This window comes from Streptomyces sp. NPDC053367, from assembly GCF_044545925.1.
Taxonomy (GTDB): Bacteria; Actinomycetota; Actinomycetes; order Streptomycetales; family Streptomycetaceae; genus Streptomyces.
This window is the reverse complement of sequence record NZ_JBITYN010000001.1, coordinates 738,797-761,277: the sequence shown is the minus strand read 5'-3', so window position 1 is coordinate 761,277 and position 22,481 is coordinate 738,797. Positions and strand designations below refer to the sequence as shown.

Sequence of the window (22,481 nt, the reverse complement as noted above, 5' to 3'; positions counted from 1 at the left end):
GGCAAGTAGCAGAGCAACAGCCCATCACGGCGCGGGGGAGAGCAAGGAAGCGCCGATGGCGTCGCCGTCGTACCGGTACCTAACAACTCATGCGCTCACCAACAAGGTGCTGGCCAGCGACCTGCCCCTGACCGGCGTTGAGTTCGGGCCAGCCCTATCCGCCTCCGGCACTCTCACAGGAGCCGTTGCGCCCCGCCTCGCCCACCTGGTCCGCTCCCAGCTCGATCCTGGCAACACCAAGATCTACGTCGAGCGAGACGGGCGCCTGCTGTGGGGCGGCATCGTCTGGAGAGCTGACCCAGAGGGCCAGCAGCTGAACGTCGAAGCGGCCGGGTGCTTCGACCACTGGTACAGCGCGGCCGGCGGGACTGCCACGATTCGCGCCCACCAGCACGCCAGCCGCCCGGCCAGGTTCTCGTGCGACCCGGAGGCGATGTCCGTCCCATGGAAGCGCAATCAGGGCAAGTGGGTTGATATCTCCACGATCTTCGACAGCGTGCGGTGGCGAGGTATCGCCCTGGACCCGAACAGCACAAGCCGCACCGCCTACGGGCGGGCGCGCGGCTACGGCCAGACCTACGCGCCGCGGCTGCGTGTGACCTTCACCAAGTAGACAACCAGAAAGGGGCGCTCCGTGCCCACGTACGGTGACCTGGTAACCAACGGGTCGTTCTCTGACGGCACGACCGGCTGGTGGTCGGGCAGCGCGGACATGGTCACGATCGTCGCCGGGCCAGCTGGTTTGGAGGCCACCGCCAGCACTGACGCAGCGAACCTTTGGGACGCAGTGTTCGGCCAGGACGGCATCAGCCTGCGCGAGGGCTGCCGGTACACCCTGTCCTTCACCGCCCGCGCTTCGCAGGAGGGCGCGGTCATGGCCGCCAAGGTTGGCCTCGGAGCAGAGCCCTGGACGGCGGCCGTGGAGAAACAGATGCGGCTGTCAGCCGTCGACACCGCCTTCGTGTTCACCTTCACCTCTCCGATGTCGGCGACCGGGCAGATCAGCTTCCAGCTGGGGCAGGCGAGCGCCGTCACCATCTACCTGACCGAGGTCCGGCTGACCTGCTCCACCGTCCGCGAGGGCTTCTACACAGACCCTGACTCAAACGCCCAGAAATGGATGAACGCCCATCCTGATGACGAAGGCACCCCCAAGATCCGCAGGGCCATCGCGTCCCGCCCCGGCGCACGATGGTTCGGCGACTGGACCAAGGACATCCGCGCCGATCTCGATGCGTACGTGACCGTGGCGGCCACCCTGGGACAGATGCCGATCATCACGCTGTACAACATGTTCAACCGCGATGTCGGCGGGCAGAGTTCCGGTGGCGCGGCCTCGCCGGACACCTACCGGGCGTGGATCGACGCCGCCGTGGTGGGCATCGGTGATCGGCCTGCCCTGGTGGTCCTTGAGCCAGACTCCCTGGCCCAGCTCGGCAACCTTGCCTCGGACACGGCCCGAACTGAACGTCTCAGCCTGGTCGCCTACGCTGCGAGAGCCCTTGCTGCACTGCCCGCCACCACTGTCTACCTGGACGGCGGCAACGCCACCTGGATCCGACCGCCGGAGACGGCGGCTCGCCTGGCGTCCGCTGGTGTCGAGCACGCCAGAGGCTTCGCTGTGAACGTCGCCAACTTCGATGCCATCGCCGTCTGTTGCACGTACGCGCATCAGATCACGGCCGAGCTGGCTCGCCTCGGCGTCCGCGGGAGGGGGTTCGTAATCGACACATCTCGCAACGGCAACGGCGCCTTGGACGAACTCGGCCAACACGTCGACTGGTGCAACCCTGGTGGCCGCCGTCTCGGCGTACCCAGTTCGATCGGCGTCGCCGGGGCCGACTACCTGCTATGGATCAAAACCCCGGGAGACTCGGACGGACAGTGTGGCGTGGCTGCCGGCACGCCGGCAGGGACGTTCTCACCGTATCTGGCGGAGCGCCTGATCGACGGGTGGTAGCGCGGGGGGCAGTCCCGCCTGGACAGGCCTGTCCCTCGTCGCATTCCCTAGACTGATCTCCACGGCGCGGGGCCACGAAGGAGGAAGGCCGCCGTGACCGAGCCCGCGGGCCAGGACCCCACGCCCTGGGAGCTATTGCGAGCCATGAGGCAGATGCGCGATGACCTGCGCGCCGACTTCGCGGCGCTGGGCGCACGGCTCGCCGAGATGGTGACGAAGATCCAGTACGAGGCTGACCGCCGAGCGGACGAACTCAGGATCAAGAGCGTGGAGGACGACGTTGCCGCGCTGCAGCGCGAGCGCGAGGCCGAGCGCCAGGAGGCCCGAGCGGTACGCCGACTGGCGGTGACGGCCTTGGTCGCCCCGATCCTGGTCGGCGTAATCGTCGCGATCACCACCAGCAGAATCGGATTGTAGGCTCACACCAGGCGCGGGGGAGAATCAGGAACGCGCCATGCCCGACCTCTGGCTGCCGGGAGCCGAGCGGCACCCGCTCACCGACACAGCCCCCACCGAAACCCAATACGCGCCGCGGGTGATCTGGCACATCACCTGGGACAGGAACGCGACAGCCACGAAGCCCGCGGACCTCGTACCGTTCGACAACCTCGTGCGCTACTTCACCAGTGCTGGCCGCAGCGCCGCACCCCATCTGCTCTGGGACCCCTTCACCGGCCGCACGGCCCAGTTCTACCCGGCCAACAGTCGCTCGAAGTCTGTGGTCGACGTCGCCGGCGGCACGCGCACCAACCGCACCGGGCGCGTCTGCCTGCAAGTGGAGACGTTGTTCTTCCCCAACTGCCGTGTGAACGGCCGCACCTATGCCACCGTGCGGGACACGCCCGCCAAGGGCCTGGACAAGATCCTTGCCTGGACGCGGAGCTGGAAGGTGCCCGACACGTGGCCGATGGGCGCACCGACCTGGAGTGCCAAGCGGAACGAGCACACCTGGCGGACCGAGGGGGGCCACTACGGCCACAGCCAGGTCCCCGAGAACACCCACACCGATCCGGGGCCGATGCCGAAGTGGCCCACCAGCACGACAGCGCCGAAGCCCGGACCGCCGCCGTTCCCCGGCCGCGACGCCTTCGGCCCCGGCCGGACCAACGCCTCGATCCTCCTCCTTGGCCAGCAGCTCGTGCGGCGGGGCTACAGCAAGCACTACGTCGTCGGCCCCTCACGCACTTGGGGCGAGGCCGACCGGCGTAACACGGCCGACTTCCAGCGCGCCCAGGGCTGGAGCGGCAGCGACGCCGACGGCTACCCCGGACCGCAGACCTGGTCTCGCCTCTTCAACAACTGACCCCGCACGGTAAGGAGCATCACGTGTTCACCTCGCTCGTACGTACCGGCGTGCCCGCCGTAGCTGGCTGGCTCGTCTCCGAGTCTTGGAGGTACGGCCTCCACCTGGACGAGACCGCCGTCACCGGCGTGCTCACGCCGGCGGCGATCTTCGCCTACTACGCTGTGTTCCGGTTCGCGGAGGAGCATCTGTCCCCGCGCTTCGGCTGGCTGCTCGGCTACGCCCGTCCGGCGAAGCGCGAGCTGCCCGCGGACTGACACGGCTCCCGCCAGAGGACGTCAGGCAGCGATCCAGGGCCTGTCCAGTGAAGACTGGGCGGGCCCTGCTCTCACGTGCTGCGCAAGATCAGGTCACTCTGACCGTCACGCGGACGAGCAGCAAAGGAAGAAGGCCCCTGCAGCAGCAGGGGCCTCCGACCTCTTGGAAAGGCCACCCTACCGTGCTCCCAGGCGTAGTACGGAGACGACAAGGGATGGCGGTGACAACCGTTTCACGAGCCGCAAAAGGAAACGGTGCAATGCCGATGTCGTAGAACGCCCTTGGACGGCATGATGAGATGACGACAACTGCCTAGCAGGTGGAAGGCTTTGGGCTGTGCGCAAACAGGTTTCGGAGCAGTTCGCCTTCTGGACGTGCCGCAGGCTGTTCGGCCCGATCCGTCCCTACGATAGGTGCTTCCGCTGCGGGACCATGCACATCCCACCCCGTTACGAGGATCCTCATAACGGCCGCTACGACTTCGCGGGTGAGGACGTTGCCGTTGAGGTCGTGTCGATCGTCAACTCCTCCGCGCTTAGGAACTTCTCCTCTTGGAACAAGCGCCACCCTGGACCCATCGAGGGGGAACCCGCCGAGTTCGGACTGACCCTGCCGTGGGTGATCGAGGTTCCTGCCCGCACTCCCACCAGCGAACTGGACACAATCCTGGAGGCAGTGCGTTCTATGGAGGGGGCCGGTATCCAGGCAAACCGCACCTACGGATGCGGCGGTCGCCGCTGCCCTGCCGGATCGGGCGGGCAGATATGCACGTTCTGCCAGGTCGCATACACCGCGCCCTTCCACGCCTACGTCGATGACGAGGGGCTGCTCGCTGCCCGGAACGGGAACGTGGTCGTCAGCGTGTCCGAGAGCCTGCTCTCCCGGGGTCTGTTTGACCTGGCGCATGAGATCAAGCGTCTGCTCCGGCCGAGCTCTGACGGGCAGAGAACAGACGTTCAGCAAAAGCTCGACCTGGCCGAACGGCAGGGCAAAAGCCGGCGGGTGGTGTGCTTCGTGCTGGATCTCTACTTCGCTCTCCGACTCAACGTGTACCCGGGCACCTGGAAGAAGCTGGGGACCTTCCCCTGGGATGCGATCCGACCAGTCACCGACGTCGTAGTGGCTTCACCAGACTTTCAACGCGCCGTGGTCTTCTCGGATGCTGCTCCCCCTAGGCAGATGCCGGTACGGGACGCGGAAAGGGTGCCGGCCCCACGCACTCTCGGGTGCAGCTCCCGCCGGTAGCAGCGGTCAGGGCTGCACATCACGGTTGGCGCACTGCGGACACCTCTCGCACACGTTCCGAGCGGGCAGGCTGCGTCGGCAACACGCGGGGGGCTCGTTTACACTCCCCACTCCGTTGAATGTCTGACCAAGTGGTGCAACGACCCCTGGCCGTTTTCATGGATCTTCATGAGCCAACACTGGTTAGAATCTATGTGCAGACATGCGGTGATCCGGAGGCGATGAAGTGGCGGAGGAGACGAGGCCGGTGGAGATGAAGCCGTACCTCGCCGGCGGTGCGGAGTTCGCTGCCCTGTACGGCGTGAAGCGCCTTCAGGTAAGCCAGTGGATCAGCCGTGATCACACATTGGACTACCGATACGCCAAGATCATCAGCGGGTCGCCCTACTGGCTACTGTGGTTCGCCAAAGCGTTTGGCGAGACGACCCCGCGCCGAAAGTACCTCGATGAGCGTGAGCTTGCGCGGCTGATCAAGGAGCAGGAGCCGGGCTACTGGGTCAGCGAAGTCTCCCAGCTGCCGCCCCTCGTGGGGCAGGCAGAACTCACCACCCTCTTCCGGCTGTCATCGAGTGCACTGCTGCGCAAGGCGGTCGACACAGGACGCTTCAGGCCTGCCGACTACACCCTCTCCGGTTCGCCAATCTGGCTTCTGGAGCCGGTCCTTGGGGATGTGCCCGCCCTTCAGGAGGGGGCGCGCACCGTGGACTGGCAGGTCGACGAGAAGGTGCTCGCGGCCCTTCGTGACGGTGCGTACGACGGCCCGGGGTCGAAGATCATCCCGCGCGGCAAAGCCGCAAGTCGAGCCGTCGAGTAAGCGCAGGTCGGGGCTGCGATCTTCTTGATCCAACCCCCGTCCGCCTATAGAATAGAAGTGCGCCCAGGGTGGGTGCACTTCCGCTCTTCGGGGGGTTCATTGCAGCTCATCAGAGGGTCGCCGCTTGGTGTGGCCGGTCTTGTCGATCGACATTCGCCCGCATCCAAAAGTAGATTCCAACACTCCAGCGTTGGATATCTCGATGAGGGGGGAGTCTTGCTGACCGACCAGCCGCCGTTGTTCGGCACCATCCAGCCCGTTCGCCACCCCGCAACCTCCGGCGAGCTGACCATCCAGCAGCGGTTCGAGGCGTTCCACGCGCTCAACCCCTGGGTGCTCAGAGCCCTGACGCGGATGACTGCGGACTGTGCGGAGAAAGGATTCCGCCGCATCGGCATCGGGATGCTCTTTGAGCTCCTGCGCTACCAGTACGGCGCGGCGACCTATGGCGATGAGTTCGCGCTGAACAACGACTACCGCTCCCGGTACGTGCGCCTGCTGTTGGCCCAGCACCCGGAGTGGACGCATCTCTTCGAAGTCCGCGCCCTGCGCACGGACTGACCACGACCTCTTGGAGCCAGATCGTGAACGCCCCAGCGGGCGCCGCAAGGCCGTCCGCCCCCAAGCTCAAAACCCGTAAGCCCACCGGCATCGTCCCCTGGCCACTCCTGCTCATTGAGGGAGAGGAAGGCGCCGGCAAGACCTACTCGGCCGCCGAGTTCTCCCGCAGCGACCGCATCGGCCAGATGTACTGGATCGACCTCGACGAGGGATCGGCAGACGAGTACGCGGCCATCGACGGCGCCAACTACCTGATCATCGAACACGACGGCACCTACCGTGACATCCTCGAACAGGTGGAGGCGGTGCACGCCGAGGCCAGGCGTGCGGCGGCGGCCGGAGACCCGCCGGTCGTTCTCGTCATCGACTCCGGCTCCGCCCTGTGGCGGATGCTCACCAACTGGACCTACGAGCGCGGTCGCCGCACGCGGAAGAATCGGAAGCTGCTCCAGGAAGACCCGGACGCCGCGTACGACATCGGGCGCAATCTGTGGAACGACGCCCTGGAGCGGTGGAACCGCATCATCTACCTGCTGCGGACCTTACCGGGCATCGCCATTGTGCTGGCTCGCGGGAAGCAGGTCAGCGCAACGGACGACAACGGTCAGCCCATCCAGGGCCGGAGCGAATGGAAGGTCTCCGCTCAGAAGGACCTCGGATTCGACTCGACCTGCTGGGTGCGGATGACGCGCGATGCGCATCCGCAGATCATCAAGGTCCGCTCCCTGCGGTTGCAGGTGACGAAGAAGAAGCCGCTCACGTTGCCTGACTTCAGCATCGAGGACCTGGTCTTCAACCGCCTCGGCTGCTCCGTCGAGTCCCAGCCCCGCGTCATGCCCGCCCTCGCGGGCGACCTCGTGCAGCCCTGGCTCACCCGAATCGCCGAGCTGGACGACACCGAGAAGCTGAAAGCCCTGTGGCGCGCGGTGCCGGACCCGGCGAACCGGCTCAGCCGCGACGAGATCGCCACCGTCCGGGCCGCCGCCGAACAGAGGGCCGCCGAACTGGACAGCCCGCGCCAGGACATGGGCGACGGCGCGCTGACGGATGCCGACAAGCTCAGGGCTGCAGCGGCACGGAAGGCCGCCGAACAGGACACGGACGCCGAGCAGTGACCGATCCGTACCGACCTGCTGGAGACAACCAATGTCCGTAGCCACCAGCGTTGACGGTGTCGCGCCCTCCATCTGGAATGCCGCGCACGACGTGGACGCTCGCCGTCCGCGCTCCTGTCAGACCCAACTCGGCGCCTCCGACACCGTATGCGGCCGACGGGCCGCCTACATCCTTCACGGCGTCACCCCCACCGACCAGCCGGACAAGCGCGCCGCCATCCTCGGTACGTACATCCACCACGGGCTGCTCGAGTCGGCCCGCACCGAGTACGGCTGGCTGGTGGAGCGCAGTGTCCAGGACGACCTTATTCGCGGTCACGTGGACGTCGTACAACTCGACGCAAACACCGCCGCTCGCCTCCCCGCCCGGCATAGACCAGTCATACCGGCCGACGTGCTCACCGTGGAGGACGTGAAGACCAAGTCGACCTACCTGTGGGACCGCGTCGTACGCTATGGCGCCACGGCCGCCGAGCTGCGCCAGGTCTACCTCTACGCGGGGGCGCTGTCCGAGGTGGGCTTCGAGAACGTGCCCGGCCAGCGTTACTTGGCCCGGCTTGGGCCGCTGCCCATCGGCCGGATCCGCTTCCGCTTCATCAACCGCGACTCTGGTGCCGAACACCTGCAGGAGTTCGACTTCGACCCTCAGCGTGCCGCCGAGGCCCAGTGGTGGGTCGAACGGGTACGCGAGAGCCAGAGTCCCGAGGACATGCCGCGTGACTTCCACGGACCCGGCCTGGATGCCATCTGCGATTATTGCCCGTTCCGTTCGCTGTGCTGGCCGGGAGCGGCCCCCGGCGTGCCGGAGCAGACGGCGCTCATCCACAACGACGCCGACCGGGAGCAGGCGCTGATCGAGTACGTGCAGGGTCACGAACTCGCCAGCGAGGGCAACCGCATCAAGAACTTCGCGCGCAAGAAGCTCGACCAGTCACCGCCCGGTGTTTACGGCAGCAACCGCCTGTCCTGGCGCGGCGGCAACGACGAGGAGAAGGACGACGTGGAGGCGATGGTCGACCTCCATGAGATCGCCGGGATTCCGGTCCCGATGCAGCCCGACGCCGACCGCATGGTCAAGAACCTCAAGGAGGCGGGACTGCCGATTCCCCGCCGGAAGACCGGGCGGAAGACGGCCCCGGTGATCAGCGTCGGGCCGGCCTGACCGGTCCCACGACCTGCCAGCCCCGCCCGGTCCGACCTGGCGGGGCATCCCGCCCTGCTGCCATGCCTGCACCATCCAAGGGGAACCGTGTCCATCCAGCTGATGATCGCCGCGGCCTATCTGCCGCCTGAAGAAATCACCCAGAGCCAGAAGCTCGCCCTGATGAAGATCGCGGACAGCGCCGACGATGAGACACGGCTTGCTCGTCCCGGTCTGACCCGTCTTGCCGCCTGGGTTGGCGTCACAGACAAGCGGGTCATCACCATAGTCACCGAGCTCGTAGCTCTCGGATTCGTTGAGAGGGTGGAGACGGGTAAGGCGGGCAGAGCCGCCGTGTACCGAGTCTTTCCCCTCGGTGTGCCACCGACGCCGACCACCGCGGACCTCAAGGTGGCTGCCGAGGCTCGCCGGGCCGCTCCGAAGAACCCGCGTAAGGCCCGCACCGGCGTGAAGCGTGCAGCGCCGGCCAAGCCCGCTAGGACCTACAAGGACGTCGAACAGCGCAGAGCCTCACGTGAAAAGGCCGCATCACCGCAGGTCGATGCAGGGTTCCACGGGGGGAACCCGGAGCAGACGCAAGGGTTCCACGGAGGGAACGCTGATGCGTCAGAGGGCCAGGTTCCACGGGTGGAACCCGACGAGTTCCACGCGGGGAACCCACCGTGTTCCAGTGATGGAACCCCTTCCTTCCCTGGTTCTTCCTCTGTTCCTTCCTTCCCCCCTACCCCCACGGCTGACGCCGTAGGGGAGCCCGCTCGCGAACCCGAAGACGCACTCCCATCTGCCGATGCGAAGCAGGGCTGTGAACGGCACAGGGGTCGCCCTGCTGCCTCCTGCCGCGGCTGCGGTACGAATCCGCGTGCAGGCCGGGAGAGAGAGCAGCGCAAGGCCAAGGAGGCGGAGCGGCGGGAGCGCGGGCGCTTCTGGGACCAGTGGCATGAGGATGCTGCCCGACGTCGTGAACAGGCCGAAGCGCGCCCCGAGGTCACTGAGGCGGCCCGCCGGGCGGCCAGGGAGGCCGCGCGGGTGGCGCGCGGTCGGGGGGCACAGGAACCCTAGGTCCCAGCAAGAAATTTCCGCCAGAAATTTGGACACCTCCGACTTTGCATATAGAATAGAACCACCAAGAGGGGGGGTCCCCTCGCTGACTGGAAGGGAGACGCTGTGTATCTGCCCGTACTGCGGCGCGAACACAAAGGCGCGCTCGTGCTCGACGGATCGGAGGTGGCGCGCGGTCAGATCCGCGCACTCGCGGACCTCTATCGCGAAGACCCGGAAAGGGTCGGTGAGATGCTCGCCGCCATCGCCGATCTGGGGGACCGGGCCGAACATGAGCGCGACCTCGACGGGCTCGGCAGGGCCGAGCATGAGCGTGACGATCTGGTCGAGGAACTGCTCGACGACATCGGCGGTGCACACACCCATCTCGACGGCCGCGTCAACCACAACGCACTGATGCAGGCGCGCAACTCGCCTTCGAGGCTGGGCGCATCGCCATGACGGCCATGGAGCGCGCGGAGGAGCTGGCGGTGCAGACCGCACTCGCACGCGGCAGGCGCGAAGAGCGGCGAAGGGAGCCGGTCTGCTAGGGCCTGGGCGGCTTCCCTCCGTTTTCAAATAGATCCCAACACTGTAGTGTTCGATAACAAGACCTCTTGGAGACACCCGTGAGCAACGACCTCGCGCGCATGGCACCGATGCCCAGCCACCGTCTGACCGGAGACCCGCTCTGGCGGAAGCTGTGGACGGCGTACGAGCCGGTCATCACCCCTCTCCGCCGGATCCCGCTCGTCACCAACGTGGAGTCCGGCAACGCCTTCGCCATCACCGCCGAGCTCACCGACGGCTCGTACCTGTGGATCACCTCGGTCGATGACCTCCCCATGGACCCGAGCACGGCCAAGGGTTTTCACGTGAAGCGGGTCCACGACGAGACCCCGACAATCGACGAGATCATCTACGACTCCACCGAGGACGGACCGGACGTTCAGCACGGCAACAACGTCGTCCCGCTCATCCAGGCCGTCACGGCGTTCGTCACCGAACGCGATCTCGCCCCCAGCTTCATCGAGCTGCTGTCCGTTCAAATCACGGGCGTCAGCCTGCAACACACCAGCGTGAGCAAGCCCTACGCGGGCCCCTTCGACGACCGCAACGAGGCCGTCAAGCAGTACGGCTACGCCACCCACGAACTCATGGAAACCGGCTGGCGCTGCGTCTACGAGCAGGGCGGCGTGCAGTGGCCGCTCACCATGTGGGTCCGCGACTGCGAGGTCGCCACCGTGTACCTGGCCCACATCGGCTACATCCCCGCCTGACGGGGGTTCCGAGATGGACCCCTTACTCGGGCTGCTCGCGGTCGCGATCGTCGTCGGCGCTGGCTGGGCCGCCGCAGTCATTGACGACCTCCGCTGGGAGGCCCGCAGCCGACTACAGCGATGCATGACCTGCGGCCACACCCACCCCCGGCACGCCGCCCACCGCTGAAACCCGCTGTCCGGCCCCACTGGCCGGGCAGCACCCAGACCTCTTGGAGAACCACCCAATGGGCTTTGACATCTACCTTCAGGCCAACGGAGAGAGGCTCGCCGAAGGCGAACCCACCTACCTCGGCCTCACCACCAGCCAGATGGCGCGCATCACCGACGCCATGAAGAATTTCGGGATGCTCGTCGAGCTGTCTCCGCCGGTCTACCCGACGCTCGCCACCTACGGGCTCAGCAGAGCGGACTTCCATCCCGATGTGCGCCACGACCCGGCCACGACCAACCGCATCGCCGAGTATCGGGCGGCCTACCAGGCCGTGAAGGAGGCGGCCGACCCTCACCCGCGCGGCATCCCCAGCTACAAGGTCGCCTTCAGCGCGGGCTACCTGATCACCCCCGCCGAGATCACCGCCGCCCTCACCACGTACGAGGCCCACCCCCACGTGGACATCGCCGAGATGCCTGTCGGCGACCCGACCTGGCGGAACTGGGTGGCGTTCCTTCGCCGCGCCCAGGCGCACGGCGGCCTGCGCGTTCGCTGACCCCTCCCACCATCCACCCGGCCCCGCCACCGCGCGGGGCCGGGCTCCGCAGAACTCCCAGGAGAACCACCACCACTATGGCCACAGTCATCGACCTGCTGTGCGGGGCCGGCGGCAGCAGCACCGGGCTCAAAGAGGCCGGACATGAACTGGTCCTCGGGATCAACCATTGGAAGCTCGCGCTCGACACCCATGCCGCCAACCACCCCAACGCCGACCACGCATGCATCGACATCTCCGGCTTCCCGATGCGCCACCTGCCCAAAGCCGACGTGCTGTGGGCGTCCGTCATTTGCACGGAGATCAGCCCCGCGGGCGGCCGCCGCCGGGAGACACCGCAGATGGATCTCCTCGACCTGCTGGACGAGGCCGACGACTGGGTGGCGCTGACCAAGGAAGCCTTCGAGGGCACGCGTGCCACCGCCTGGTGCGTGGTGCGCGCAGCTGAGGCGAAGCGGTTCAAGGCGATCATCGTCGAGAACGTCATCGAGTTCGGTCTCGACTGGATCTTGTTCCCCAAGTGGTTCGAAGCCCTGCAGCTGCTGGGCTACCAGTATCAGATCGTCTGTGTGAGCAGCGCCCACATCGGCGACGACGTCAACCTCCGCGCACCGCAGTGGCGCGACCGCCTGTACGTGGTCTTCACCCTCAACACCATGCGGAAGCCGGACCTGGAGCCCAGGCCGCTGGCGCCCTGCGTGGAGTGCGGTGAGGACGTGCACGCGGTGCAGTCTTGGCACGTCGACGGCGTACGTATCGGCAAGTACCGGCGCGACTACCTGTATCGCTGCCCCAACGCGTGTTGCCGCCACGCCGTAGTCGAGCCCTACGTTCGACCGGCCAGCGACATCATCAACTGGAGCGACCTCGGAACGCGGATCGGGGACCGCAAGAAGCCCCTCGCCGACACCACGATGGACCGCATCCGCGCAGGCCTGGCCAAGTTCCCCTTCCGGCCGAGCTCCATAACGCTCGCCCACGGCAGGGATGGCGGCGACAGGGCCTACGCGGTGGAGGACCGGCCGCTTCCCACACGGACCGCGAAGCAGGGCGACGCCCTCCTGGTGCCCACGGGCGGCTCCTGGAACACCGACGCTGTACCCGTCGACGCACCGCTGCGCACCCGCACCACCCGCGAGAGCGAAGCCCTGGTCACCGTGGATCCGTTCATCGTGGAGTTCCGCAACAACGCCACAGCCCGGCCGGCGAACAGCCCACTCAGCGGAGTCACCGCCCAGGGCAACCACCACGGCCTGGTCACCCATGCCGGCCACGTGCCCGAGCACGCCCGCAACACCCTCGTCGTTCCGTACCGCAAGGCAGTCGTGAAGACGGCCGCCGAACCGGTCCACACCCTGTCCACCCGCGACTCGGCCGCACTCGTGCGCAGCGCCCCCGACATCCTCGACTGCCACTTCCGCATGCTCAAACCCCGCGAACAGCTCGAAGGGCAGCGGTTCCCCGCTAAGTACGTCGTCTACGGCAACCAGGCCGAACAGACGATGCAGGCAGGCAACGCAGTCTCGGTCAACGTCGCCCGGTGGATCGGCGAGCGACTGGAACCGGTCCTGTGACCGGGTCACGAAGCCGACTGCCCGGCACACATGTCACCAGCCACGCGCCCTGCTTCGGCGATGAGGACTTCGCCGTAGCCGACGACCGCTGGAAGAACGGCCAGGATCTGCTGGCCATTTGCGAACCCGTGCTCTACGTCTGCGGCGGCTGCCCCTACCGAGCCGCCTGCATCCGTCAGGTCGTGCCCGCCAAGAGCGAGTTCAGCGGTGTGTGCGGCGGGCGGATCTGGCTCAACGGCGTCATCGTCCGCGCCGTGCCCGACGCCGACATGAGCGAGCTGCCCGCTCCCGTCATCCGCCAGGCATGCGGTACGGCCGCCGGATCACGAGCCCACCGGCGAGCCGTGGAACAGCAATGCCCCGACTGTCTGCCCTTCTATCGCCCCGGCCCGAACCCGCTCGACGAGGAACAGCTCGAACTCGCCGACCTCCCCTGACCGTTGAAGGACCTACCCATGCCCATGCACAGATCCATGCGGGACCTCCTCGGACCTGTCGCGGCCGTCGCACTTATCGCTCAGCTCAACCCCGATCTCCCCGCCCCCGACATCGAGTTCGCGGACATATACCGCGACGACATGGCGTGCGGTGCTGGCCTGCGCCTGCACATGCACCGGCCCGAGCCGGGAGTGTACGAACGCTGGGCTCACCTGATCGGCAGCGACGACCCCGATTCACACACCGATCCCCGGCCGTCCCGCCGCGGCACCGTCTGCCGTCGCACGTACGGCAACTACGCCCAAGTCCCCATCGAAGCCATCGCCTACCTGCCCGCCGCCCAACACACGCGGTCCGTTGGCGCGGTGGCCTGACTGCCGCCCTGACCCAAGCCAAGGAGACACCATGAACAAGCAGCAGCTCATCGCAAGCGTCGCCCCCCAGTTCAAGTCGCGGCGCTAGGCCGCCCACGCCGTGGAAGCCGTCTTCGACGGACTCGTCCGCGCCATCGCCCAGAAGCAGCGGATCAACATAACCGGCTTCGGCTCCCTCGAGGTCGTCGAGCGCCCCGCGCGCATTGCGCGCAACCCGCAGACCGGAGAGAAGGTGCGGCGGGAGGCCACTGACGCGGTCCGCTTCCGACCCGGCGCTTCCCTGAAGGCCATCGTCGACGGCAGCAAGAGCCTGCCCGCCGAGGGCAGCGCCATCGCCAAGGCCCCCCGGACGCCTCGCCCACGCGTCTGACCAGGACTCCCGCTCACCACAGCCGCCCCGCGACCTGCGGGGCGGCCCAACCCCGGAGAGAACAGTGCCCACCGCACACCACCAGCCCGACGACCCGCAGCCACCCATGGGGTGGCCGGAGGGCGCAAGCTCCGGCAACCCGGCGCCGGAAGGGCGAGACCCCTGCCCGCCTGCGGACCGCCAGGTCTGCCGCGCCAGCCGCAAACTCGCCAGAGCCCTGCTCGGGCGCATCGCCGTGAACGCCCACACCTTGCAGCCGCAGATCCGAACCATCGTCGCCACTCATGGGGACCCCGGCTACACCCTGTGGCGACTGCACGGCGCGAACGGGCGACTCCTCATCCAGTTCGGCCCCTACAGTCGACCCGGCCCGGCATGGGGCGCGCTCATCGCCGACCTGAACGTCCTCGCCGGGCTTGCCGACCTGCGCACCCACCCGCCCGGCTACTTCTACGTCCACCACATGAGCGACCCGCGGGACATAGCCGTCCCTCTTCCTGTCCGCCCCCGCGGTCGGGCACCCCGAACGATCGAGCGCCTCCAAACCGCCTAGGTCTCCACCGGTGAAACCCAGGGCGAGCCATGCCCTAAATGCTTATAGAAAAGAACCTAACCGAGAGGGTCCCATGCCACCCAGCCGCTCCATCCCGGTCATTGACACGCCCGAGCACCAGATCGGCGCCATGGCGCTCGTCCTGCTCACCCGCACGCCCGACGAGGACACCCTCAAGGCCGCCGTACGGCTGGCGGATCACGCAGCCGTCGCCGTCTGGGCTCTGCGTCCCGATCACCTGGGGACGCTCGCCGTGGAGCAGTACCGGCAACTCCTCGACTACGGCGCCGCGCCACAGGTCCTCGACCTGGCCCTCTACCTCGGCGGCGACCCCCAACAGATCCGCACCCTCATGGACCACATCACCCGGTCCGTGGAAGACATCTGCGCCCACTACCCGGACCCCGCGTCCAGCGACTGACCCCCAGCCTCGCCCACCCCGGCGACGCGCAGTCGCGCCTGGGTGGGCCCCACCCTCACCGCATCACCTGACACACCACCTCATCGGAGAACCCTGTGCACGTTGCCCAGCCCCAACTCGCCCGCGTCATCGCCCACGTAATCCAGAACCTCGGTGTGAGTCCCGCGGCAGCCAGGCATGCCGTAGGCGCCACCATCCGGCACTTCGATGCCGAATCCACCAACCCCGCCATCATCAACGCCGGCCTCACCTCGGACGAATACCTTCAGCGAGCGGTCACGACCCGACGCTTCACGGCGACCTTCGTCGCTGCTGCTGTGCACGCTGACGGTCGCGAGGCGGATGCCCGCCTGGTCTGGGCGGTGTTCCTCCAGCGAGAAGCGTCCGCCGCACGAACTGCCCACCGAGCCGTTCCCGCGACCGCACCGCTCGGCAGCCCGGGCACCATCCGCCGCATCGGCAAGCAGCTCGGCCTCCCCGATGAGATCACCGACCAGCTCACGGCGGACATCGTGCTCAACCTCGCCATGGGCTACCCATACCGCAGCCCCGGCCATCAGCACCTCAGCCTCACCGACCTCCTCGGTCAAGTCACGGTCCAGGAACTGGCCGACATGTTGCACCATTCCGCCCTGGTCGCCGCCGGCCACGCCCAGGAGGCCGCCACGGCGCTTCGCCGCATGCAGCGCGGCACCCCCTGAACTCCCGGTCGGCTCGCCACTCGGCGGGCCGACCGCACATCCCTCCCACCAGGAAGGAACCTCGTGAGCCAGCTCGACCTGTTCGCCGCCGACGAATCCGAACAGCTGCCGACCAAGCCCGCACCCGCCGCGCGGCCCCGCAGATACCTCACCGACGTGCCGCCCGCGCCCGCGACCCGCCTTGCCAACCACGCCAATTCCAAGCCAGCCGTTCCCAAGCCGACCACCGTCAAGCGAACCCTGGGCCACTACCGGCCCTCGCACAGCAACCCGCACCAACATGCGTTCGATATCGCCGAAGCCGTCAGCTACGCCTGGCATCACAACTACGGAGGCCCCGGCCTCGAAGTGCCCATCGGCGTTGTGGCCACGCTCGCACTCTGGCCCCTGCGCGGCCCCGACGCCTACCTCGCCGCCGACTGGTGGCTCAGCCTCGACGACCCCCAGCTCATGACCGCCTTCCGAGAGTGCTGGGCCCGATGGTGGATCATGCACCCTGACCTCATCGACCGTGCGACCCCGCTCCACAAGTGGATCGATGACAGCGAGCCGCCCGCCCGACGAGCCGGAGCTGTTCGGGCGGTCGTCGAAGCTGCCCTCACCCGAGGGCTCCTTCACCTGACCTCCAGCGATGACCCCTACCTCCGCTCCACGGCGGACGTCATGGGAGCCTTGCTCACCGTCATGCGCTCGCAGGGCGCTCACGATGCCCTCGCGGAGATCCATACGCCCCCGTCGGTCGCTGAACTGATGGCGCGGATGATGCTCGACGGTCTGGCCTTATCGCCCGGCATGCGCTTTGACGAGCCCGCCGGCGGCACCGGAGGCATGTATCGCGCCGCCGCTCAGACCATGCGTGAGCGGGATATCAGCCCCCACGACTTCGGCTGGGCGCTGACCGACGTAGACCCGATTGCCGTAGCAGGCGCCGCCGTCAACGCCATTCTGTGGGACCTCGGCCCGCACGTGCTCATCGCCTGCGGGGACACGCTGCATGAGCGCGACGTGTACGCGAGGGCGATCAAGGAGGCACGGGGATCTGTGGAGCGGCGCGATGAGCTCCACGCACAGGCCGTCCTCCTCGCGGCGATCCAGGGAGTAGAAGCCCTGCTGCAAGACGTCTCCTGATCTGAGGCGTCCCCGCGGAATCTCATGCAGGTGATCTTGACCAACCCACTAATGCATATGGAATAGAACTAGTAGCGGGGGTATGGCCTCTCTCAAACGCCATCGCAGGAGACCAGATGACCTACCAGCGGGGCGATCGCATCGCCCTCGTCCGCACCAGCGACCCACGCACCGACCTCCAACCCGGCGACCACGGCACCGTTCGCCGGTTCGACGCCAGCCAGTCCAAGCTCTCCGTGGACTGGGACAGCGGCCCCACCCTCTCGATGCTCTTGGACGAAGGCGACGAAGTGCACCTCGCCTAGGCGCTCCGGGGCCTGCCCCGCCGAGGCAGGCCCCGGAGCACCACCAGCAGACCTCTTGGAGAAACAGACATGCTCATCACCGACGCCGCGGTCCAAGAAGCCGCGGCCAGCCTGCTCCAAAGCCTCGGCGCCGACTGGACATTCGACCCAGAAGCCCCGGCCGACGGTGCAGCCCACATCATCCACAGCGACGGACGCGGCATCAGCTTCCGCCCCATTTTCGGCGGGACCACTGTCCAGCTCTGGATCACCGGCGGCACCACCGAACCCAACACGGCTGACAACCAAGACGCCGACGACACGGTCCCCACCGTGCGCCTGGCCAATGGGCACCGATACAACAAGGCCGCCACGCTGATCACCGAAGACGACGACGTTGAACCCATCGACATCATCCGGCAGACCCTCCAAAACGACCTGATGCCCGCCTTCGAGTTCAAGCCCATGTATGTCGGACACCGACCCTGGGATGAGCTGTTCAACAGCGCCCTGGCTGCGGTCGCCGCAGGGAGTGACGAGCCGCTGGCGGGAGCCGACGATTCTGGGCCCGACCAGCAAGCCGAGGGTGCTCCGACCAAACCGGACTCGGTCGAGGAGACTGCGCCGGACCAGATCGAGGAGTCCATGCCGGAGGCGGTCCAGCTGGCCTCGGCCGCAGATGACCCAGCGCCGGACCCGGCCGAGGAGCGCGCGCCGGACCTGGCTCACGAGTCGGAGCCCGATTCGGCGACGGAGCTGGAGGCCGTTCCGGTGCCGAAACAGAACGAGGAGATCGAGCCGGAGGCCAATGCCGTCGAGCCGGTCGCCGCCGAGACCGCCACGGAGCGGGCCGCTTCTTCCGCGAAGCGCCGCCCGCGTAAGCGTGTAACCGGACGGCGCTCCAAGCCCAAGACGGCCTAAGTGCAGCGGCCTGGCCGGCCGCAGTCCCGACCTCGTGTTTCAACGGCAGGCCAGATACGCTGTTCCTAGACGTCTGGCCTGCGCAAAGGCCACAGAGGCTCCGCCCCGGCTACGGGGGCGGAGCCTCTGCACGTTGGAAGGTCAATCCGCTGCGGCAGGGTGCGGCTCCCCGCGCCCAGCTGGCACGACGCTCCGTCAGGCCCGGGGCCTGTCCAATGAGGTGGGTTGTCGGGCGGCAGTCGGGACACAAGGATCGGAACAGGGGCATCCGCACTACCGACACCGGTTCCAGCCAGCCTCCAGAATCCAGTGCCCAACCAGCCGCAGGAGCCCTTTAGCGCAAGTTCAACCGCTGCGAACTGGAACATTCGTGCAGGTCCGCGGGGAAACCGGAAGCGATTGCTCCGAAGCGGAGCCGTCCATGTTGGACTGGCGAGCGGAGTCGGTGGGCGTGGTGGCAATGGGCTCATGCAGTTGCCGAAGAGGCTGGTCGACAAGGAGGGAGGAACGGCCCGTACTGAAAACGGCCCAGAGGGTCGAGGTGAGTGCGTGACTCGTGGAACTCTGCCGCAGAGAGCGCCTCACGTCCCGATGACTAGGACTGCCGCCATGGGAGTTCCGCGTGGGGTCGGGCCCCACAGCGGCAGGCTGCGGTCACTTCAGGTGGTCGGCGAGAACTCGGGAGCTTCCCGAGGGACTGGGTGATGTGCGGCGTCTTGTCGTACAGATCGGCGTGGCTGGCACCGGGGATGACGAACGGTTCCTTGGGCTCGGCCACCTAAAGGCCAGGGCGGGTAGCCCTGCTCGGCGAGCAGCTGGGCGTGCAGGTCGGAGTTCTGTTCCTTCATGTCGAGGAACGGGTCGCCGACGAGGATGGCTGCGTGCTTGCGGTTGAGGTCGGGGTTCGCCAGCAGGGAGAGGCTGGCCGCGATCATGGTCTTGGACCTGAGATTGGGGTAGGTCACGTGCTCGATGCGGACGCCCTTGTGATCCGGGAAGCCGAAGACCAAGGAGCTCTAGGGCGGTGGTAGTGCCCTCAGCGACGGGTTGCTCACGAGTGGCTCCAGCGGAATGACGCATGATCGATCTCGATACGGCGGTGATGGGCGTGGTGAAAGCGCCCGCTGTTCGAGGCCACGAGTCTGGGGATCGAACTCAGCGAGCCGTCAGTGGGAGGTGTGTGAAGCCGGACGGGAAAAGGCGACTGGCCGGACATTGTGGTCCAACTGCGCGCTTCTCAGTCATTCTGCACCTCTGCGGCCTGAGGAGCAGGTGCGTTGGGGGTGTCCTGACGGGCGCTGAACGGCCCTGCACGGCCTGTTACGGAGCGTGCGTGGTCAGCAGGCTGGGTCCTCCCTGGAGAGAGTCGGAGTTGGCTCCGGCTCCGAGCCCCTCGACCTCTGGCTCGTTCGTACCCCTGCCGCAGCAGGCCTCAACTGGAATCGTTGGCGGCGTTCTGCTCGACCGGCGTCCGGCATTGGATAAGGGCGGTGGGAGAGAGTGTCCAGCTCATGTGGTGTGCAACAACCCGAAGGTGTCTCTAGCCCTTCTGCGTCGTTACTCGGACCGAGTGAAGAAGCCGCCGTTCCGTACCGACCCTGGCTGCAGCACTGTTATCCGGTTCCACTATGATCGACCGTTGCGGAAGACAACGGAACGCCGGTCGAGAGTCACTGTTTGGGAGTCTGCGCGTTCGCCGCAGGCGCCCGAGGGGGACAGGGGCAGTCGCCGCAGGTAGTTCCGTTGATCAACATGTTGGAATCATTGCTTCCACCAGGGTGTCTGTGATCTCCTGGTGCTCGTTCATGTCATGCGTACGGAGGGTTGGGCTGTGAAGAAGGGATGGTACGGCGTACCCCTTGAACGCAGTGACTACCTCAAGCTTGATCCAGACGAGAACAGCTGTGATCCCGAGGGCTTCCCGGAGTGGCTTGAAGGCTTCGGTAAGGGCAAGAGGCTGGCTGTCGACCTCTTCTCCGGTGCCGGCGGCCTCAGTTTCGGCGTTCAGCAGGCAGGTTGGACCATCGCGGCCGCCGTGGACTTCGACGACCCTGCGCTGGACACCCACATGGCGAACTTCCCGGGCCTCAGCCTGAAGATGGACCTCGGTGACCCCGCTGAGCGCGACAGGCTCGAGGAGATCCTCAAGCCTGCCAAGATCGACCTTGTGGCGGGAGGACCTCCCTGCCAGCCCTTCAGCCGGGCCGGGCGCAACAAGATTCGTGACCTCGTCAAGAACCACGGCCGTGACCCGGAGGACCGCCGGAAGGAGCTCTGGAGCGCCTACCTGGACATGGTCAAGCGGATCCGCCCGCGGACGGTCCTCATGGAGAACGTCCCCGACATGGGGCTGCACGACGACTTCTTCGTCATCCGGACGATCGAGGACGAGTTGGAGGACCTGGGCTACGCGACCCAGGTGCGACTCGTCGACGCGTGGAACTACGGAGTCCCCCAGCATCGGAAGCGTCTCATCCTCCTGGCCCGGAATGACGTCGACCAGTTCACCTGGCAGAAGCCCGACCTGCAGCGCACCACCCTGCGCGATGCCATCGGCGACCTGCCCGAGCTGGAGGTCGTCCCCACAGAGCGAGTTGGACAGCGGGAGCTGAAGTACCGAAAGTCGGGCAATCTATCTGATTTCGCCACGAAGATGCGGGAAGGTGCGCCTCGTGGAGTGATCTGGGACCACATGACCCGGAGGGTCCGAAAAGACGACTACCGGATCTTCGAGGTCATGGAGTCCGACACGAAGTACTCGGATCTCCACAAGAAGCTGACCAAGGAGGAGATGGAGTACCAGCGGTACAGCGCGGAAAACTACACGGACAAGTACAAGAAGCTGGCCTGGGACGAACTCAGCCGTACGATCACCGCGCACATCGCCAAGGACGGCTACTGGTACATCCATCCGGAGCAGCTGCGGACCCTCACCGTGCGCGAGGCGGCGCGCGTTCAGACGTTCCCGGACCGGTTCCGTTTCGCCGGTACCCGGAGTGACGCCTTCCGACAGATCGGGAACGCCGTACCTCCCTTGCTGGGGGCAGCCGCCGCGTCGGTACTGAAGCCCGTCGGTGACGCCGCTCCGGAGGCCGCCGGTCTCCGGCCACACTGGCGGGAGGTCCGGAGCGCCCTCACCGTGTGGGCGGAACAGCGGCGCGACAGCAGGGACTGGTATCAGCTTCCCAGCGAGGACCCTGTGCCGCTTCATGCCGCCGTCGTGGCCATACTCTCCGGAGCGAAGGCCAAGCCGGCCGTGATGGCCGACATGATGGCCCTGGTCAGAAAGTCGAAGCGGCTCACCGCGACTCTTTTCAAGAAGCTGGTCGACGCTGCGCCCACGGCGCCCGTCCGAGCCCGCGTCGACCGCTTGGCGCCGCTGGTGGACAAGCCCTACGACTGGCAGTGGAACAAGCGGTTCGACGTACCTGCCAAGCTGGCCATGAAGCCAGCCGAGGCATCCCTCTACCGACTGCTGATCGGAGAGGATCTCATGCTGGTCGCGCAAGGGACGCTGCGGGTCGCCGCGCGGATAAACGACGTCGACACGGATCACCCGAACCGGCTCAGTGAGGGTCGCGTCAACCTGGTGAAGCTCGTGGGGGCAGGAGAGGAAGCACCGCTCCGCATGGGCGCGATCCGCCTTATCGGTTTGGATCATTGTCGGGAAGAGCAGCCCATGTGCTCGGGGTGTCCGCTCGCCGCGTACTGTCCCCGGCGGGAAGCAGACGATCTGCTGACACTGGCAGCCGTCACGGAGGAGTGACTGGCCTACGGAGGGCCGCCCTGTCGGTGCCGGCGATCGCCGCCACCCGCTCTGCCGCACCCTGGACATCCCGCCGAATCTCGCACTCCCAGACGCGGACCACAGTCCACCCGGCGGCCGCGGCCTGCTCGGTGTTGCGCCGGTCCCGCTTCTTGTTGGCCCCGATCTTCTCCTGCCAGAGGGCGGCGTTGGGCCCCCGGAACTCCGCTGGAGAGTGATCCGGACAGCCGTGCCAGAAGCAACCGTCGACAAAGACCGCGAGGTGGTATCGGGGGAGCACGAAGTCGGCCGTGCACCGGGGCGCCACCCGCTTGTGGAGACGGAACCTGAGGCCCAGCCGGTGCACGGCCTTCCTGAGTGCCACTTCCGGCTTGGTGTCCCTCACGCGCCGGCCGCGAAGGTGCTCCCCTTCAGCAGTGGCAACCCACTGCTGGTTCGGCGTCCTGCCACCTCCGGCCATGTTCACAGCCCCAGCCTGTCTACGTTCTCCGAGAGGAAGGGTGCC

General features: G+C 67.0%; 28 protein-coding genes. 26 read left to right on the top strand and 2 right to left on the bottom strand.

Annotated elements, in window-relative coordinates; all coding sequences use genetic code 11:
• Window positions 1–55: 55 nt before the first annotated feature.
• From ACIGXJ_RS03500 to ACIGXJ_RS03380, 25 genes are all read left to right on the top strand, one after another.
• Window positions 56–613, top strand: coding sequence for a hypothetical protein (locus ACIGXJ_RS03500; RefSeq protein WP_399641072.1), 558 nt, complete (start codon window positions 56–58; stop codon window positions 611–613).
• A gap of 21 nt (window positions 614–634) precedes the next feature.
• Window positions 635–1,960, top strand: a complete 1,326-nt coding sequence (locus ACIGXJ_RS03495; protein ID WP_399641069.1) for a glycoside hydrolase family 6 protein — start codon at window positions 635–637, stop codon at window positions 1,958–1,960.
• A gap of 93 nt (window positions 1,961–2,053) precedes the next feature.
• Window positions 2,054–2,377, top strand: coding sequence for a hypothetical protein (locus ACIGXJ_RS03490; RefSeq protein WP_399641066.1), 324 nt, complete (start codon window positions 2,054–2,056; stop codon window positions 2,375–2,377).
• Between the two features lie 37 nt (window positions 2,378–2,414).
• Window positions 2,415–3,263 carry a peptidoglycan-binding protein gene (locus ACIGXJ_RS03485; RefSeq protein ID WP_399641063.1) on the top strand — a complete coding sequence of 283 codons (849 nt, stop codon included), beginning with the start codon at window positions 2,415–2,417 and terminating at the stop codon, window positions 3,261–3,263.
• A 23-nt stretch (window positions 3,264–3,286) separates the two neighbouring features.
• Complete coding sequence (locus ACIGXJ_RS03480; RefSeq protein WP_399641061.1) at window positions 3,287–3,520, top strand: hypothetical protein; 234 nt, start codon at window positions 3,287–3,289, stop codon at window positions 3,518–3,520.
• 337 nt (window positions 3,521–3,857) lie between these two features.
• Window positions 3,858–4,766 carry a hypothetical protein gene (locus tag ACIGXJ_RS03475; protein WP_399641058.1) on the top strand — a complete coding sequence of 303 codons (909 nt, stop codon included), beginning with the start codon at window positions 3,858–3,860 and terminating at the stop codon, window positions 4,764–4,766.
• 247 nt (window positions 4,767–5,013) lie between these two features.
• Window positions 5,014–5,580 (top strand): hypothetical protein, encoded by a 567-nt coding sequence (locus ACIGXJ_RS03470; RefSeq protein WP_399641055.1) that lies wholly within the window; start codon window positions 5,014–5,016, stop codon window positions 5,578–5,580.
• 216 nt (window positions 5,581–5,796) lie between these two features.
• The gene (locus tag ACIGXJ_RS03465) at window positions 5,797–6,141 is read left to right on the top strand and encodes a hypothetical protein (RefSeq protein ID WP_399641053.1); all 345 of its coding nucleotides are present in this window, start codon (window positions 5,797–5,799) and stop codon (window positions 6,139–6,141) included.
• A 23-nt stretch (window positions 6,142–6,164) separates the two neighbouring features.
• Complete coding sequence (locus tag ACIGXJ_RS03460; RefSeq protein ID WP_399641050.1) at window positions 6,165–7,256, top strand: AAA family ATPase; 1,092 nt, start codon at window positions 6,165–6,167, stop codon at window positions 7,254–7,256.
• 31 nt (window positions 7,257–7,287) lie between these two features.
• Entirely contained in the window at window positions 7,288–8,418 is a 1,131-nt protein-coding gene (locus tag ACIGXJ_RS03455; RefSeq protein ID WP_399641047.1) for a PD-(D/E)XK nuclease family protein, read from the top strand.
• 87 nt (window positions 8,419–8,505) lie between these two features.
• Window positions 8,506–9,477 (top strand): helix-turn-helix domain-containing protein, encoded by a 972-nt coding sequence (locus tag ACIGXJ_RS03450; protein ID WP_399641044.1) that lies wholly within the window; start codon window positions 8,506–8,508, stop codon window positions 9,475–9,477.
• A 105-nt stretch (window positions 9,478–9,582) separates the two neighbouring features.
• Window positions 9,583–9,918 (top strand): hypothetical protein, encoded by a 336-nt coding sequence (locus ACIGXJ_RS03445; protein WP_399641041.1) that lies wholly within the window; start codon window positions 9,583–9,585, stop codon window positions 9,916–9,918.
• Window positions 9,919–10,085: 167 nt separating this feature from the next.
• Window positions 10,086–10,736: a hypothetical protein gene (locus ACIGXJ_RS03440; RefSeq protein WP_399641039.1), complete on the top strand. Its 651-nt coding sequence runs from the start codon at window positions 10,086–10,088 to the stop codon at window positions 10,734–10,736.
• Window positions 10,737–10,749: 13 nt separating this feature from the next.
• Window positions 10,750–10,905, top strand: a complete 156-nt coding sequence (locus tag ACIGXJ_RS03435) for a hypothetical protein (protein WP_399641036.1) — start codon at window positions 10,750–10,752, stop codon at window positions 10,903–10,905.
• Between the two features lie 58 nt (window positions 10,906–10,963).
• Window positions 10,964–11,446 (top strand): hypothetical protein, encoded by a 483-nt coding sequence (locus ACIGXJ_RS03430; protein WP_399641033.1) that lies wholly within the window; start codon window positions 10,964–10,966, stop codon window positions 11,444–11,446.
• Between the two features lie 77 nt (window positions 11,447–11,523).
• The gene (locus ACIGXJ_RS03425; protein ID WP_399641031.1) at window positions 11,524–13,020 is read left to right on the top strand and encodes a DNA cytosine methyltransferase; all 1,497 of its coding nucleotides are present in this window, start codon (window positions 11,524–11,526) and stop codon (window positions 13,018–13,020) included.
• Window positions 13,017–13,457: a hypothetical protein gene (locus ACIGXJ_RS03420; RefSeq protein ID WP_399641029.1), complete on the top strand. Its 441-nt coding sequence runs from the start codon at window positions 13,017–13,019 to the stop codon at window positions 13,455–13,457. Before ACIGXJ_RS03425 ends, ACIGXJ_RS03420 begins: the two co-directional genes overlap by 4 nt.
• Before the next feature lie 18 nt (window positions 13,458–13,475).
• Complete coding sequence (locus ACIGXJ_RS03415; RefSeq protein ID WP_399641027.1) at window positions 13,476–13,832, top strand: hypothetical protein; 357 nt, start codon at window positions 13,476–13,478, stop codon at window positions 13,830–13,832.
• Between the two features lie 100 nt (window positions 13,833–13,932).
• Entirely contained in the window at window positions 13,933–14,202 is a 270-nt protein-coding gene (locus ACIGXJ_RS03410; protein WP_399641025.1) for an HU family DNA-binding protein, read from the top strand.
• A gap of 64 nt (window positions 14,203–14,266) precedes the next feature.
• Window positions 14,267–14,755: a hypothetical protein gene (locus ACIGXJ_RS03405; RefSeq protein WP_399641022.1), complete on the top strand. Its 489-nt coding sequence runs from the start codon at window positions 14,267–14,269 to the stop codon at window positions 14,753–14,755.
• Between the two features lie 73 nt (window positions 14,756–14,828).
• Window positions 14,829–15,176 carry a hypothetical protein gene (locus ACIGXJ_RS03400; protein WP_399641020.1) on the top strand — a complete coding sequence of 116 codons (348 nt, stop codon included), beginning with the start codon at window positions 14,829–14,831 and terminating at the stop codon, window positions 15,174–15,176.
• Between the two features lie 95 nt (window positions 15,177–15,271).
• Window positions 15,272–15,877, top strand: a complete 606-nt coding sequence (locus ACIGXJ_RS03395) for a hypothetical protein (protein ID WP_399641018.1) — start codon at window positions 15,272–15,274, stop codon at window positions 15,875–15,877.
• 63 nt (window positions 15,878–15,940) lie between these two features.
• Window positions 15,941–17,005 carry an N-6 DNA methylase gene (locus tag ACIGXJ_RS03390; protein WP_399641016.1) on the top strand — a complete coding sequence of 355 codons (1,065 nt, stop codon included), beginning with the start codon at window positions 15,941–15,943 and terminating at the stop codon, window positions 17,003–17,005.
• A gap of 116 nt (window positions 17,006–17,121) precedes the next feature.
• Window positions 17,122–17,310, top strand: coding sequence for a DUF4314 domain-containing protein (locus tag ACIGXJ_RS03385; RefSeq protein WP_399641014.1), 189 nt, complete (start codon window positions 17,122–17,124; stop codon window positions 17,308–17,310).
• Between the two features lie 69 nt (window positions 17,311–17,379).
• Window positions 17,380–18,210, top strand: a complete 831-nt coding sequence (locus ACIGXJ_RS03380) for a hypothetical protein (RefSeq protein ID WP_399641011.1) — start codon at window positions 17,380–17,382, stop codon at window positions 18,208–18,210.
• 659 nt (window positions 18,211–18,869) lie between these two features.
• On the opposite strand, the gene ACIGXJ_RS03375 is transcribed toward ACIGXJ_RS03380, so the two are convergent.
• Window positions 18,870–19,175, bottom strand: a complete 306-nt coding sequence (locus ACIGXJ_RS03375; protein ID WP_399641009.1) for a hypothetical protein — start codon at window positions 19,173–19,175, stop codon at window positions 18,870–18,872.
• 866 nt (window positions 19,176–20,041) lie between these two features.
• On the opposite strand from ACIGXJ_RS03375, the gene dcm reads away from it, so the two are divergent.
• Window positions 20,042–21,976, top strand: coding sequence for a DNA (cytosine-5-)-methyltransferase (dcm, locus tag ACIGXJ_RS03370; protein WP_399641006.1), 1,935 nt, complete (start codon window positions 20,042–20,044; stop codon window positions 21,974–21,976).
• Here dcm and ACIGXJ_RS03365 read toward each other — a convergent pair.
• Window positions 21,963–22,436, bottom strand: a complete 474-nt coding sequence (locus ACIGXJ_RS03365) for a very short patch repair endonuclease (RefSeq protein ID WP_399642134.1) — start codon at window positions 22,434–22,436, stop codon at window positions 21,963–21,965. The two genes, dcm and ACIGXJ_RS03365, sit on opposite strands and share 14 nt — an antisense overlap.
• Window positions 22,437–22,481: the final 45 nt, after the last annotated feature.